At 56.6% G+C, this 14,405-nt stretch carries 15 protein-coding genes; 6 read left to right on the forward strand and 9 right to left on the reverse strand.

The genetic code is table 11. From position 1 onward, the window contains the following. Positions 1-110: 110 nt before the first annotated feature. Positions 111-1,961: a signal peptide peptidase SppA gene (gene sppA / locus EHN07_RS12670; protein WP_124024498.1), complete on the reverse strand. Its 1,851-nt coding sequence runs from the start codon at positions 1,959-1,961 to the stop codon at positions 111-113. 159 nt (positions 1,962-2,120) lie between these two features. Here sppA and EHN07_RS12675 point away from each other — a divergent pair, with 159 nt between their 5' ends. The 4 genes from EHN07_RS12675 (at position 2,121) to EHN07_RS12690 (ending at position 6,036) form a co-directional block, all read left to right on the forward strand. Next, positions 2,121-2,672 carry an NAD(P)H nitroreductase gene (locus EHN07_RS12675; protein WP_124024499.1) on the forward strand — a complete coding sequence of 184 codons (552 nt, stop codon included), beginning with the start codon at positions 2,121-2,123 and terminating at the stop codon, positions 2,670-2,672. A 119-nt stretch (positions 2,673-2,791) separates the two neighbouring features. Beyond that, positions 2,792-3,835: a selenide, water dikinase SelD gene (selD, locus tag EHN07_RS12680; RefSeq protein WP_124024500.1), complete on the forward strand. Its 1,044-nt coding sequence runs from the start codon at positions 2,792-2,794 to the stop codon at positions 3,833-3,835. Between the two features lie 4 nt (positions 3,836-3,839). Continuing rightward, positions 3,840-5,828 carry a DNA topoisomerase III gene (locus tag EHN07_RS12685; RefSeq protein WP_124024501.1) on the forward strand — a complete coding sequence of 663 codons (1,989 nt, stop codon included), beginning with the start codon at positions 3,840-3,842 and terminating at the stop codon, positions 5,826-5,828. Continuing rightward, on the forward strand, positions 5,755-6,036 hold the full coding sequence (locus EHN07_RS12690; RefSeq protein ID WP_124024502.1) for a DUF1496 domain-containing protein: 282 nt from the start codon (positions 5,755-5,757) through the stop codon (positions 6,034-6,036). Before EHN07_RS12685 ends, EHN07_RS12690 begins: the two co-directional genes overlap by 74 nt. Here the strand turns inward: EHN07_RS12690 and EHN07_RS12695 are convergent. Beyond that, on the reverse strand, positions 5,996-6,409 hold the full coding sequence (locus EHN07_RS12695; protein ID WP_167467310.1) for a pyrimidine (deoxy)nucleoside triphosphate diphosphatase: 414 nt from the start codon (positions 6,407-6,409) through the stop codon (positions 5,996-5,998). The two genes, EHN07_RS12690 and EHN07_RS12695, sit on opposite strands and share 41 nt — an antisense overlap. A gap of 73 nt (positions 6,410-6,482) precedes the next feature. On the opposite strand from EHN07_RS12695, the gene EHN07_RS12700 reads away from it, so the two are divergent. Continuing rightward, the gene (locus EHN07_RS12700) at positions 6,483-7,061 is read left to right on the forward strand and encodes a carboxymuconolactone decarboxylase family protein (protein WP_124024503.1); all 579 of its coding nucleotides are present in this window, start codon (positions 6,483-6,485) and stop codon (positions 7,059-7,061) included. After that, the gene (locus EHN07_RS12705) at positions 7,054-7,674 is read left to right on the forward strand and encodes a CDP-alcohol phosphatidyltransferase family protein (protein WP_124024504.1); all 621 of its coding nucleotides are present in this window, start codon (positions 7,054-7,056) and stop codon (positions 7,672-7,674) included. Before EHN07_RS12700 ends, EHN07_RS12705 begins: the two co-directional genes overlap by 8 nt. Before the next feature lie 60 nt (positions 7,675-7,734). Here EHN07_RS12705 and EHN07_RS12710 read toward each other — a convergent pair whose 3' ends face one another. The 7 genes from EHN07_RS12710 to EHN07_RS12740 all read right to left on the reverse strand — a co-directional run bounded on the left by EHN07_RS12710 (position 7,735) and on the right by EHN07_RS12740 (position 14,276). After that, the gene (locus EHN07_RS12710; protein ID WP_124024505.1) at positions 7,735-9,030 is read right to left on the reverse strand and encodes a rhodanese-like domain-containing protein; all 1,296 of its coding nucleotides are present in this window, start codon (positions 9,028-9,030) and stop codon (positions 7,735-7,737) included. A 94-nt stretch (positions 9,031-9,124) separates the two neighbouring features. Continuing rightward, positions 9,125-9,763, reverse strand: coding sequence for an ATP-binding cassette domain-containing protein (locus EHN07_RS12715; RefSeq protein WP_124024506.1), 639 nt, complete (start codon positions 9,761-9,763; stop codon positions 9,125-9,127). Then, on the reverse strand, positions 9,763-11,343 hold the full coding sequence (locus EHN07_RS12720) for an ABC transporter permease (RefSeq protein WP_244202396.1): 1,581 nt from the start codon (positions 11,341-11,343) through the stop codon (positions 9,763-9,765). Before EHN07_RS12720 ends, EHN07_RS12715 begins: the two co-directional genes overlap by 1 nt. Further along, the gene (locus EHN07_RS12725) at positions 11,340-12,509 is read right to left on the reverse strand and encodes an ABC transporter substrate-binding protein (protein WP_124024523.1); all 1,170 of its coding nucleotides are present in this window, start codon (positions 12,507-12,509) and stop codon (positions 11,340-11,342) included. The genes EHN07_RS12720 and EHN07_RS12725 overlap by 4 nt, the downstream gene beginning before the upstream one ends. 35 nt (positions 12,510-12,544) lie before the next feature. Beyond that, positions 12,545-13,204 (reverse strand): TVP38/TMEM64 family protein, encoded by a 660-nt coding sequence (locus EHN07_RS12730; protein WP_124024507.1) that lies wholly within the window; start codon positions 13,202-13,204, stop codon positions 12,545-12,547. A gap of 18 nt (positions 13,205-13,222) precedes the next feature. Beyond that, complete coding sequence (gene xthA, locus EHN07_RS12735; RefSeq protein ID WP_124024508.1) at positions 13,223-14,029, reverse strand: exodeoxyribonuclease III; 807 nt, start codon at positions 14,027-14,029, stop codon at positions 13,223-13,225. A gap of 19 nt (positions 14,030-14,048) precedes the next feature. Further along, complete coding sequence (locus EHN07_RS12740; RefSeq protein ID WP_124024509.1) at positions 14,049-14,276, reverse strand: hypothetical protein; 228 nt, start codon at positions 14,274-14,276, stop codon at positions 14,049-14,051. Positions 14,277-14,405: the final 129 nt, after the last annotated feature.

Raw genomic sequence — 14,405 nt, forward strand, 5'->3', positions numbered from 1 at the left:
AATTGATTTTCCTTGTTTTTTATTGGTGGTCTCTGTTCGTTTGGCGAAAAAATATGGGGGTTGTCATCAGTCCCAGCCCGGTTGATACCGGGCTGGGCTTGGATTGAAGATTATTTCACCTCACCGCAGGTGAGGCAGAAGGCATATCGGTTTTGCGGGTCGTTCATGGTGCCAAACTTATCGTGCTGCGCTTTAACAGCTAACGCAGCATCTGCCAGCGGCGCAGGTAAATACGCCTGCAACGCTTGTGGCAGCATGGCGCGTACCGAGCCGCTCAGGCTATCGAACACCATATCGAGGAAGCCCGGTTCACCCTGCCAGAACGCCAGATGCCAGTTGGAGAGCTTCGCCAGTTCTGCGGCTTTCGCCACGGCATCATCGAAATCCCCGAGGCTGTCCACCAGGCCGTTGGCTTTTGCATCTTCCCCGGTCCAGACGTGGCCCTGGGCAATGGCATCAACCTGTTCTGGCTTCATCTTACGGGAGTCCGCAACCAGATTCACAAAGCGCTGATAGCCGTGCTCAATGGTCATCTGCATCATCTGCTGAACTTCTGGCGGTAACGATTTAGTCATCGCTACGTCAGCTAGTGGTGAAGTGGCCACGCCGTCGGTATGCACGCCAATCGAGTCAAGGCTGTTTTCAACCGTATTGATGACGCCGAAAATACCGATTGAGCCGGTCAGGGTGTTCGGGCTTGCGACAATATAGTTTGCTGGCGTGGAGATCCAGTAACCGCCGGATGCCGCCATGCCGCCCATGGAAACCACAACCGGTTTGCCCGCCTCGCGTGCGGCTGCCAGTTCGTCACGAATCACTTCGGAGGCCGTTACGCTGCCGCCCGGGCTGTTAACCCGCAGGACAATCGCTTTTACTTTTGCATCAAGACGCGCTTCGCGGATCTGCATTGCGGTGGTGTCGCCACCGACCTGGCCCGGCGTCTCTTCACCATCCATGATCGCGCCATTGGCGATGATAACGGCAATGGCATCCCCTTTATCATCCGGTTTTTTCAGCACATAGTCATACATGCTGGTGTAGCTGAAATCTTTGTTCTCTTTATTCCAGCCGAACTGCTGCACCAGCGCTTTATTAACGGTCGCGCTGCTGGCCAGTTCATCAACCAGTTTGTTATCCAGCGCATATTTCGCGGTATCGCCACCGAGTTTTTGCAGGTTATCAAGCAGCCCCTGCGCGCCGGGGAACGCTTGCTGAGCGGCGATCTGGCGGTTGGCGGCAATAGTGCCCAGATAGTTTTGCCACAGCTCGCCAATCCAGCGGCTATCCGCTTCGCGCGCCGCAGGCGACATATCGTCACGAATAAACGGCTCCACCGCAGACTTATAGGTGCCGACGCGGAAGATATGGGTGGAGACTTTCAGCTTGTCGAGCAGCGTTTTGTAATACAGCGAGTTGGTCGCAAAGCCGTGTAAATCGACTATGCCTTGCGGAGAGAGCCAAATTTTATTGGCAAAGCTCGCCAGATAATATTGCCCCTGGTCGTAGCTATCGCCCACCGCATAAACCGGCTTGCCGCTGTCGCGGAATTCACGCAGCGCTTTGCCGATGTACTGCATCGAAGGCTGGTCGCCACCGGCAAACCCTTTTAGGTCCAGCACAATCCCGGTGATATTGCGGTCATCCTGCGCCTGACGAATGGTATCGACCACATCAAAGAGCGAGTTTTCTTGCAGACGGTCAGACCCGGCCCCCAGCAGCTGGCGGCCAATCACGCCCAGTTTATTGCTGACGGAAGGCTTATCCACCACCACTCCGGTGATGTCGAGCAGCAGCGCCCCTCGTGCCGGTTCAGCCGGAGCACTGTTAATCTGCATCCAGATGCCTACGCCCACCAGTACCAGCAGCACTAAAAACAGGTTGAGAATAAACTCTCGAATAAAGTTAAGCAGACGCCAGGTCCACTTAAAAAAACCGGCAATAAATCGCCCAATCGTGCGCATGTATTCTCCCTAATCTCTGGCAAGCCGTGTGTCACCATTCAAGTGACTGCTATCCTAAATACCCCCTGGGCAAAAGTCAGTAGGAAATCTGCCCTGCGCTGTAACAAAATTCACTGCTGTGGTAGTTTCGTTGATAAATATCATTGCAGGAGTTATCAAATGGATGCGCTTGAACTACTTCTTAACCGTCGCAGTGCCTCTCGCCTTGCGGAACCGGCTCCGGCAGGTGCGGTGCTGGAAAATATTATTCGTGCTGGTATGCGCGCCCCCGATCACGGTTCATTGCAGCCGTGGCGCTTCACGGTGATTGAAGGCGAAGGCCGCGAGCGTTTCAGCAAGGTTATGGAACAGGCGGCAATCGCTGAGGAACAGGACGAGAAAGGCATTGAAAAGGCGCGTACCGCTCCGTTCCGCGCGCCACTGATTATCGCTGTCGTGGCGCATTGCGATGATAATCACAAAGTTCCGGTCTGGGAGCAGATCGTTTCTGCGGGCTGCGCCGTCATGGCGATGCAAATGGCGGCAGTCGCTCAGGGCTATAACGGCATCTGGCGTACCGGCATCTGGACCGAAAGTGAAGCCGTGCGTGAAGCGCTTCACTGCCGCGAGCAGGATGAAGTGGTCGGATTCTTATATCTGGGAACGCCGCAGCTCAAAGCTTCCACCACGGTCAACGTGCCGGACATCACCCCGTTTGTGCGTAATTTCTAAGCAAACAGGCAAAAGCTTGTCTGGATTGTGACCAGCAATGGCGCAATTCAGACAGCTAGTCTTACTACTCATCGAATTGAGCGTTACCATAGAGCGATTGCCAATGACAGGAGTAGTCCATGAGTGAGCAAACCGTTCGTTTGACGCAGTACAGCCACGGAGCTGGCTGCGGCTGCAAAATTTCCCCGAAAGTCCTGCAAACTATTCTGCATTCCGAGCAGGCAAAATTTGTCGATCCTAACCTGCTGGTGGGCAACGAAACCAGCGATGACGCGGCGGTTTACGATCTGGGCAACGGCACTTGTGTCATCAGCACCACCGACTTCTTTATGCCGATCGTTGACGATCCGTTTGACTTTGGGCGTATTGCCGCCACTAACGCCATCAGCGATATCTACGCCATGGGCGGCAAACCGATTATGGCGATCGCCATTCTGGGCTGGCCAGTCAACACCCTTGCCCCGGAAATTGCGCGCAAAGTGATTGAGGGCGGGCGCTTTGTCTGCCAGCAGGCGGGCATTTCACTGGCGGGCGGGCACTCTATCGACGCGCCTGAACCCATCTTTGGCCTTGCGGTGACCGGAATTGTGCCGACCGGGCGGGTAAAGAAAAACAGCTCGGCCACCGCCGGTTGCAAACTGTTCCTCACCAAGCCGCTCGGTATTGGCGTGCTGACGACCGCCGAGAAAAAATCCCTGCTTAAACCTGAGCACTATGGCCTGGCCGCAGAGGTGATGTGCCAGCTCAATAAGCCCGGCGCTGAATTTGCCGACATCGCAGGCGTTACCGCCATGACCGATGTCACCGGTTTTGGCCTGCTCGGCCATCTCAGTGAAATGTGCCAGGGGGCTGGCGTTCAGGCGGAAGTGTGGTTCGATAACGTGCCGAAACTGCCCGACGTTGAAAACTATATCGCTCAGGGCTGTGTCCCGGGCGGCACCGCACGCAACTTCGCCAGCTACGGCTATCTGATGGGCGAGATGACCCAGGCGCAGCGCGACCTGCTCTGCGATCCGCAAACTTCAGGGGGCCTGTTACTGGCGGTTGAAGAGGGTGCCGAAGCCGCTGTCGCCGCGGTAGCCGAGAAAAACGGCATCAAACTGACCGCGATTGGCGAGCTGAAAACGGCGCGAGCGGGCCGCCCGATGATTGAGATCCGTTAAGCGAATGCGTCTGTTTATTGCCGAAAAACCCAGCCTCGCCCGGGCTATTGCTGAGGTGCTGCCCAAGCCGCACCGCCGCGGCGACGGGTTTATTGAGTGTGGTAATGGGCAAGTGGTGACCTGGTGTATCGGTCACTTGCTGGAACAGGCTCAGCCGGATGCCTACGACGGGCGTTATGCACGCTGGAACCTGGCTGACCTGCCCATCGTGCCGGAAAAATGGCAGCTGCAGCCGCGCCCGTCGGTCGCCAAACAGCTTAATGCGATTAAAAAACTGCTGTTGCAGGCCGATGAAATCGTTCATGCAGGTGACCCGGACCGTGAAGGACAGCTGCTGGTGGATGAAGTGCTCGACTATCTGCAGCTGGTCCCGGAAAAGCGCCAGCAGGTGCAGCGCTGCCTGATAAACGATCTCAACCCGCAGGCGGTTGAACGCGCGATTACCCGTTTGCGTTCCAACAGCGAATTTATTCCGCTCTGTGTTTCAGCGCTTGCCCGCGCCCGTGCCGACTGGCTTTACGGTATTAACATGACCCGCGCGTACACCATTCTTGGGCGTAACGCGGGCTATCAGGGGGTACTGTCCGTCGGGCGGGTACAAACTCCGGTGTTAGGGCTGGTGGTGCGCCGTGACGAAGAGATCGAAAATTTCGTCGCCAAAGATTTCTTTGAGGTGAAGGCGCATATTGTCACCCCTCGCGACGAGCGTTTTGTGGCAACCTGGGTCCCGAGCGAATCCTGCGAGCCGTATCAGGATGAAGAAGGGCGCTTATTGCATCGCCCCTTAGCGGAACATGTGGTGAACCGCATCGGCGGGCAACCGGCGAACGTCACCGCGTATAATGATAAACGGGAATCAGAAGTCGCTCCGCTGCCGTTCTCGCTCTCCAGCCTGCAAATTGAAGCGGCAAAACGCTTTGGTTTAAGCGCGCAAAACGTGCTGGATATCTGCCAGAAACTGTACGAAACGCATAAGCTCATCACCTACCCGCGTTCCGATTGCCGCTATTTACCGGAAGAGCATTTTGCCGGCCGTCATGCGGTACTGAATGCGATTAGCGTGCATCAGCCCGATTTATTACCGCAGCCTGCGGTAAATACCGAGCTGCGCAACCGCTGCTGGGACGATAAAAAAGTCGATGCTCACCACGCCATCATTCCCACCGCGCGCAGCACAAAAATTTCGCTGTCTGAAAATGAAGCTAAAGTTTATAACCTGGTAGCCCGACAATATTTAATGCAGTTCTGCGCCGACGCGGTGTTCCGCAAATGCACCATCGATCTTGATATCGCCGGGGGGAAATTCAACGCCAAAGCGCGTTTCCTGGCCGAAGCGGGCTGGCGGACGCTGCTTGGCAGTAAAGAGCGCGATGAAGAGAACGACGGCACGCCGTTGCCGGTGGTGGCTAAAGGTGACGAACTGCTGTGTGAGAAAGGCGAAGTGGTTGAGCGTCAAACCCAGCCGCCACGCCATTTCACCGATGCCACGCTGCTCTCCGCGATGACCGGGATTGCCCGTTTTGTGCAGGATAAAGATCTGAAAAAGATCCTGCGAGCGACGGATGGCCTGGGGACGGAAGCGACGCGCGCCGGGATCATCGAACTGCTGTTCAAACGCACGTTCCTGGTGAAAAAGGGGCGCTATATCCACGCATCGGATGCGGGGCGGGCGTTGATTCATTCGCTGCCGGAGCTGGCCGCAAGGCCGGATATGACGGCGCAGTGGGAATCCACGCTGACGCAAATCAGCGAAAAGCAGTGCCGTTACCAGGACTTTATGCAGCCGCTGGTGCAAACGCTGTATGAACTGATTCACCAGGCGCGCGCCAGGCCCGTCGATCGCGCTTTCAAAGGGGTTAAAGCGCCCGAAGAGCCGAAAAAATCGCGTAAGCAATGGACAAAAAAAGAGGGAAGTGAAAATGCGACTAAAAAACCTGCTCGCCGCCGCCGTGGCGCTGATGGTGAGTCTGCCGGGGATGGCGCAGCGTCTTGATCCACAGGTAGATATTACGGTGCCGCCGGAAGTCTTCAACACACAGGGGCAGCGTGCTGCCCCCTGTAACCAGTGCTGTATCTATCAGGATCAAAACTATTCTGAAGGTGCGGTGGTGCAAGCCGATGGCGGCGTATTACTGCAATGTCAGCGCAATGAAAAGACGCTTAGCACGAATCCTTTAGTGTGGCGGCGCGTAAGGTCATAAACGCTTCCAGTAAGGGAATATCTGCCGGGGCAAGGTCATAGCCGAACGCCTCGGCAGGTAAACACCATGCCAGTTCGCTGTGGCACAGGGCGGTGGGTTCCCCGCTAAAGTTACTGACATGCCATGCGTGCAGGTGAATAACCCTGGCGGAAACTTCCCGCTTGTGGCTGGCAATGTAATCGCCCACCACCGCTTTAATGGTTAACTCTTCTTCCAGCTCTCGTACCAGCGCCTGGGGCTGTGATTCTCCCTCATCCACCTTGCCGCCGGGAAACTCCCATAAACCCGCCTGATCGCCACCTTCCGGGCGGCGAGCGAGTAAAATTTTACCGTGCTGCTCAATAATGGCGGCAACAACATCCAGAGTTTTCATGATAGCGATCCGTTGTTTGTCGATGGGCGTGGCATAATACGCGCCACCAAAGGTTATCTGAAGATCTTCCCGAATGATGAATAAAAACAGCTCTCCGTGGGTGGCGCCGCTCAGCAAGCTGCCCGCCAGTTTAAGGCCGATTGTCACCATGCAGGAAAAGCATTTCGGGGCGGTACTGAACCCGACGCGCTGGTGGGGGCGATTCCCCTATTTATTCTGGCTGGTGGCCCTGTTTGTCGGCTTTCTTGAACGCCGACGTGCCGCTATCGATCCGGTTGTCCGCTCGCTGGTTATGACGCGGGTCTCCCAGCAGTGCTGCTGTGAGTTCTGCATTGATGCCAACAGCTTACGGCTGGCGGAGCGCAGTGGGTCGATGGAGAAAGTGCTGGCGGTGGCTAACTGGCGTGAAGAAACGCTGTTTTCCGCCAAAGAACAAGCGGCGCTCGCCTATGCCGATGCGATGACCGCCACCCCCCCACGGGTCAGCGAGACGCTTAAAGCCGAGCTGAAAACGCATTATGACGAGAAAGCCATCACCGAATTAACCGCGCTGATTGCTTTCCAGAACCTCTCTGCCCGCTTTAATGCCGCGCTGGATATTCCGGCACAGGGCTTATGCGCCAGTTCGGCCAGGAAAACTCCTCATGTTTGATAGCTACCTTCATCCGCGCATCAAACCAATGCTGGAACGCCTGGCGTTCAGGCTCGATAAGCCCGCCATCACCCCGGACGGGTTGACGCTGTTTGGTTTTGCTATTGGCGTGCTCGCGCTGCCTTTCCTTGCGCTGCAATGGTATGGCGCCGCACTTGCCGCCATCGTCATTAACCGACTTTTTGATGGTCTGGACGGTGCGCTGGCGCGGCGGCGCGGCCTGAGTGATGCCGGAGGTTTTCTCGATATCGCGCTGGATTTTCTGTTCTACGCGCTGGTGCCGTTTGGTTTTATTCTGGCCGACCCGGCGCAAAATGCGCTGGCAGGGGCGTGGCTGCTGTTTGCGTTTATTGGCACCGGCAGCAGTTTTCTGGCTTTTGCCGCGGTGGCGCAAAAGTACCAGCTGGCTAATCCCGGCTATGCGCATAAGTCGTTTTATTACCTGGGTGGGCTAACGGAAGGCGCGGAAACCATCGCCCTCTTCGTACTGAGCTGCCTGCTGCCGCAGTGGTTTGCCTGGTTTGCCTGGATATTTGGTGCGCTGTGCTGGATGACAACCTTTACGCGGGTCTGGAGCGGGTATCAGACGTTAAGTCGGGTGGGTAAGCGTTAGCGGCATTCGCTTTTTATTTTTTGGCGGGTAAGTTTAGCTTACCCACCTTAGCATCAGAAATTACAGTGGCTTACGCTCACCGGCTACCACCGGGTTATGCGGATTGCTGCTCCACTCATACCAGCCGCCGTCGTACACGCCGACATTCTGCCAGCCCATGGCGCGGGCATACATAAAGGTTTCCGAGGCGCGCCAGCCGGTGCCGCAATAAAACGCTACCTGCTGGTCTGGCGTAATATTCCAGCTTTTCCACATTGCGGCGATATCATCCGCTGAACGCATAGTGCCATCCGGGTTGTGGAAATCTTCCATATGGGTGGAGTCAGAACCGGCGTGGCCCCAACGGGCACCGGCAATCTCACCTTTTGGCTTGATGTAGCTATAGCCGCTGGTGGTGCCGATAAACTCAGGCCATGAACGGATACTGACCAGCGAGGCATCTTTGCGCCCCAGCAGCCCGCGCGCTTGTTCAGTGTCGAGCATCAGCTGTGGCTGGCCCGGGAATGGCGCGCCAAAGTCAGCGGCAGGTTTCACCTCTCCCGGCAGGCCACGTTCCACCGGCAGCCCGGCGTCAGACCAGCTCTGCCAGCCGCCATCCAGCAAGCGCACATCTTTCACCCCCGCATACAGCAAAATCTGCGCGACTCGCGCAGCAGCGTAAACATCGCGCCCGTACATAATCACCGTGGTGTCATGGCGAATGCCGTGTTTTGCCAGCAAGGCTTTCAGCTTGTCGTCCGAAACTTTATTCCACAGCGGCTCGCTTTCAATATCGTTGGTATCGATATAATCCGCACCAGGAATGTGGCTCAGCAGATACTGCTTCGGCGCGCCCCACGCGGCTTCAATAATTTTCACCTCACCCGCAGGCTGTGCCGCGACCGCCTTATTCTGTATCAGGTCATGCAGCCATTGCGGATAAACAAGCTGCTCAAAGTGGGCCATTTTCTGCAAGCGCGCGGGCTGTTGCAGCGCATCAGCCAGCAAAGTGATATGCGAGTAGCCGAGCTTAGCCAGGCGCTGTTTCACCGCTTTTGTCTCATCGTTTTTACCGTACAGCGCAATCAGGCTGTCAGGGGTGATGCTGTGCCGTGTGGCCCACTGCTGTAGCTGCTCATCATTCATCACGCTCAGCCAGCCGGCAGATAAATTCAGCGCCGCAGGCTCATGCCCGCCGACGCCGTGAACGGTTTGCGGCCAGCCGTTATAAAAAGCGCTCGGGCGAGTATCAATCGCCACGCCTTGCTGCGCCTGAAGGTTGGATAACGTCATCTGAGCAGGCAACTCTGCGGCAAAAACCATATGCGCCAACCCGGATAACATCAAGGCGGCGGTTAGTTGAGAAACACGTTTCATCTTATAACCTGAAAAAGGGAGAAAAAAAGAGCTGTTATTCTGATGGAATAGCGGTGCTGAATCTTTGCGATAACGCATGATTATGTATGACAAATTAATCACCTAAGCCTGGGAGGGTAACAACGCGCCCTCCGGTTGGAATATCCTGCGGATCGTGCGTCACCAGCACCACCGGAATGCGGAGTTGCGCAACCTGCTGCCAGACGAACTGACGGAACTGCTCGCGCAGGGGCCGATCTAAACGTGAAAAAGGTTCGTCCAGCAATAAAGCTTCAGGTTTTGCCAGCAATGCTCGCAACAGACTGATACGCGCACGTTCGCCGCCGGAAAGCGTTGCCGGGTCCCGCCGTGAAAAGTTATCCAGCCGTGCATGCGCCAGCGCTTGTTCCACGTGACTCTGCCGTGATGCACGTCCTTTAACGGCTGCGGGCAGGGCCATCGCCAGATTCTGCCCGACGTTGAGATGAGCAAACAGTAGCGCATCCTGAAACAGAATGCCGATATGGCGCCGTTCAGTGGGCAAGGTATCGCGGCGCTGCTGGTTCAGCCACAGTTCGCCTGTAGCGCTAAATTCAGCAGGCAGCGCGCCAATCATCCAGCTTAAAAAAGTCGACTTTCCTACGCCCGATGGCCCCATCAGCGTCAGTATTTCGCCGGGGGCGACTTTGAAGCTCATCCCCTCGACTAACGGGCGGGACGCGCGGGCAATGGTGCAATCTTTAACGCACAGCATCAGCGTAATCCTTGTCGATAGCGTCCGAACAGGCGGCTGGCCTGTAGGGTAAGAATAAACATCAGCGCCGGGATCAGCATTTGTAATAGTGCCTGAATCGCCTGCTGCTGCGGGTCGCCGCCGCTGCTTAGCGCCACCGTTTCGGTGGTGACGGTAGCAAAGCGCCCGGCACCGGCGTACAGCGTCGGCAAATATTGGGCGACGCTTACCGAAAAGCCAACCGCCAGCGATGCCAGCAGCGGGCGAATCAGCGCAGGCAGCTTAATCCGGCATAAAATTTTCCACGGCGACCAGCCAAAGGTGCGCGCGGTTATCACCAGGCGCGCATCAAACTGCTGCCACGCCGGGCGCGCCACCAGCAGCATATAAGGCAATACCCACAGCATATGACTCCAGATAACCCCAGACCACGTCCCGTCTTGCCCCAGCATCAACAGCATTTGATATTGCCCGGCAACCATCGGCAGAGCGGGTAAAAAAAGCGGCAGCGTAAGCCACAGATCAAAACGTGAATTGCCGCCCTCCAGCCACAGAATCACCGCCAGCAAACCGGCCAGGCTGCTGGCTAACGCCAGCAATAGCGTGGTGACTAGCGGCGACCACTCAGCCATCTGCCAGCCGGAAACCGTGACGGCATCGGGCAATAGCGCCGGGAAAAACCAGCCGTCGGCCAGCGACCACAGCACCAGCATCGCCATTGCTGCAACCGCGATCGCTGAGGTTGTCGAGGTTAAAAATGCCGCCAGCGGCTGGATGTTGCGCTGCTGGCGCTTACCGGAAAATTGCCGCAGGCCGCTGGCGATTAAGCTCCAGCCACCGTAGCCGATGGCAATAAATATCCCCAGCAGCCCCACCAGAATGAGCGAAGTTAGCATGCCCAGAGCCGTGCGTTGCGGGTCGGCATCGTGAAGCCACTGCCAGGCCAGCACCGCCAGCGTGGGCGGGTTTGCCGGGCCAAGGATCATCGCCACATCCACCACCGAAAGGCTGTAGGCGACAACGGCCAGCAGCGCCCATTTCAGGCGTGGTAATAGCTGTGGAACCAGCACCCGAATGCGGCTTTGCAAAGGGCCATAGCCCAGGCTTTGCGCCACGGTGAGCTGTTGGGTAAAGGTTTGCTGGTTGAGCTGGGCGCTGGCAATCCATAATAAAAACCAGCTCTCTTTCAGCGCCAGTAAGATACCCAGCCCAATCCCCGATTCATCCAGATGAAAGGAAATACCGCACAGTCTCGCAAGCCAGCCACGATCGGCAAACAGCAGCAAAAAGCCGCTGGCGAAAGCGACGTGCGGCAGCGCCAGCAGCAGCGGCAGTCGCGAGGTTAGACGCTGCCAGCGCGGGCCGGGCCACAGGCCGCAAATCAGCAGCAGGCACAGCGCCAGCGCTCCTGAAACGCTTATCAGCGTTGAGTTTAACGTTGCCCGCAGCGCCCCCGGCCACTGGTTATCATCCCGGAGTAGCTGCCAGATATCGGGCAGCAGCAGCGGCCTCGCCATGATAATTAAGCCGGGCAGCAGCGGGGCAAAAACCGCCCCCACCGCAAACCAGGCTAATCCGCGTTGCACAATACGTTTGCTCACTGCGCCCCGTAACGCTGTAGCCACTCTTTTTCCAGCGCGTTTATCCAGGCGGCATGCGGCTCAGCCAGATAGGGCACCGTTTGCTGATGGGCAGGCTTTTGAGCGTCCAGCTGTTCGCGCAGTGGCGACGGTAGCGTAGCGCTATCTAACACGGTGGCGTCACCCCAGACTGCCGGGGTTGCCTTGCGGATTTGCGCTTCCGGCGACATCAGGAAATTTGCCAGCAGCTGGGCACCCGCCGGGGCCCGGGCGTTGGCGGGGATGGTGACAAAATGGATGTTCCCCAGCATGCCCTGCTCAAAGCCAAACGCCTGCGCGCTCTCTGGTAACTGCTTGCGGTTAATCAGATTATCGACATGGGCAGGATTAAAGGTGACGGAGAGCAGCAGCTCGCCGTCGGCCAGCATCCGGTCCATGCGTGCAGGCGTTGGAGGGAAGGTTTTACCCGCGCGCCATAGCAGCGGATGCAGTTCATCCAGATAATCCCACAGCGGTGCGGTCACCTGTTTAAAGGTTGCGGGATTGGGCGGCTGGCGCAGCGCCTGCGGGTCGCGGGTCAACACGATCAACAACTGTTCGATAAACGCGGTGCCGGTGAAATCGGGCGGGCGCGGGTAACTGAGTTTGCCGGGGTTTGCGCGGGCGAATGCCAGCAGTTGCCGGGCGCTGCGTGGAAATTCCACCCCTCCTTGCGCGTTGCCAATCAACATGAGCTGTGCGCTGCCCCAGGGGGCTTCAGCCCCATCCGTAGGCTGGGAGAAATCCTCGCGCACCGGTTTTTTGCGATCGACGTAACGCCAGTTCGGCAGCGCCCACGCCCAGCCTTCTTGCAGTAAACCCGCCTGTTTCAGGGTATGAAAATTTTCGCCGTTGACCCATAGCAAATCGACCGACCCCTTCGCGGTGCGCCCCGCAGCCGCTTCGCTCTGAATGCGTTTTACCGCATCGGCGGCATCCGCCAGGCGCACCACTTTTACCGTCACGCCATAATGCTGCTTCATTTCACCTGCGACCCAGTCAAGGTAGCTGTTTACCGCCGGATCGCCGCCCCAGGCATTGAAATAAACCGTCTGGCCGTTTGCCTGCTGGCGCAAGGTTTGCCAGTCGCTACGGCTGGCAAAAGAGGGGGCGCTTAACAGCAGCGAGAGTAAACAGGTGTAAACCAGGCATAGAAAGCCGCGCAAGGGAGACTCCTCAGAAATTAACGGGTAGCAAAATAAGCCGCCACCCGGCGTGAAACCAGGGGTAATAAGCCCAGCAGAATCAACATCACCATCATGCCGGGCGAAAGAATATCGCCGGGTGAGCGAAGCTTGCTCAGTTCGCGGCCAGCATTGAGATAGACCACTATCGCCGGCAGCATTCCGACAAGGCTAACGGCAAAATAATGCAGGGTTTTGACAGGCGTCAGCCCCATCAGCAAATTGATCAAAAAGAACGGGAAAACCGGCGTTAGCCGCAAAGCAAAAAGATAGTACAAACCTTCATGCTCCATACCGCGGTTGATTGCCGACATCTGCCGGGGAAAACGCTGCTGGACCCAGGCACGCAGCAGATAGCGGCTGATCAGCATCGCAAGCGTTGCGCCGCAGGTCGCCGCCAGCGCAACCAGAAGGGTTCCCTGAAGGAGACCGAATTGCGAGCCTGCCAGCAGCGTTAATAACGTCGCGCCAGGAATTGAAAGGGTGGCGATCGCTACATACAGCACAAAAAATGCCAGGGCCGTTTGCAGCGGGTATATCTGCTGCCAGGCGGAGAATTGTGACTGATAGTGCTGCAGCGCCGCCAGGCTACCCGGTGGCAAAACGATAATCAGCAGCACGAAAACCACAACCAGCGTGGCAAACAGTAACTTACGCATGGGCGGCGGTATTTATCCTTACAGTTTAAATTCAGCCCAAACCGGCGCATGGTCGGAGGGTTTTTCCATGCTGCGAATCGCGTAATCAATGCCGGTTGCCACACAGCGTTCAGCCAGCGGTCGGCTTGCCAGCAGCAGGTCGATACGCAGGCCGCGGTTATCATCGAAACCTTTTGAGCGGTAGTCAAACCACGAAAACTTATCCTGAGCTTGCGGGTTGGCATGACGGAAGGTATCGACCAGCCCCCAGTTCATCAGGCGATCCATCCATTCGCGCTCTTCCGGCAGGAAGGAGCATTTGCCGGTGCGCAGCCAGCGTTTGCGGTTATCTTCACCAATACCGATATCAAGGTCGGTTGGGCTGATATTCACATCGCCCATTATCAGTACCGGATGGTCTTTTTTCAGCTCGCTATCCAGCAAGTTTTGCAGATCCTGGTAGAACTTCATCTTCGCCGGGAATTTGGTTGGGTGGTCGCGGCTTTCCCCCTGCGGGAAGTAGCCGTTAATCACCGTCAGGTTGCCAAACGGCGAGGGGATTTCCGCCATAATCAGGCGGCGCTGCGCCTCTTCACCGTCGCCCGGGAAGCCACGGCGTACTGAAACCGGCGTCTCTTTGGTTAACAGCGCCACCCCGTAGTGGCCTTTCTGGCCATGATAAAAGACGTTGTAGCCAAGCTTTGCGACATCTTCGAGTGGGAACATATCGTCATGGACTTTTGTTTCCTGCAGGCCGATAACATCCGGCTGGTGCTGTTCAACAATGGCTTCAAGCTGATGCGGACGGGCGCGCAGGCCGTTGATATTAAAAGAGACGAATTTCATAGGTCGTGGCCGTAGTTGCTTAACAATGTTGCAGGATGTTAGCAGAAAATGGCGCAACGTGCTGATCAGGCTGCAGCAGGTCATCTCGCTGCCTATGACAGAGCAATAATTGCACCGTAATAGCTCGTGCTGCCCGATATTGGGGCGCAAACACGCGGCAAATCCCATCGTCGATCACAAATCCAGGATAAAATTTTTCCATTGCATAATATTTCTTGTTTTCATGCGGCAAACCACGCGCCATCATAAAACTATGCACTAATTATTCACTTTATATGAATGCCCTCGGTGTGTAATCCATTGATTTTCCAATCCCACCTCTGCGTTATGCATTTTTATCGCTGGCTGGCACGAAGCGTGCAATCTACATTTACAG

The organism is Buttiauxella warmboldiae (assembly GCF_003818135.1).
Classification (GTDB): domain Bacteria; phylum Pseudomonadota; class Gammaproteobacteria; order Enterobacterales; family Enterobacteriaceae; genus Buttiauxella; species Buttiauxella warmboldiae.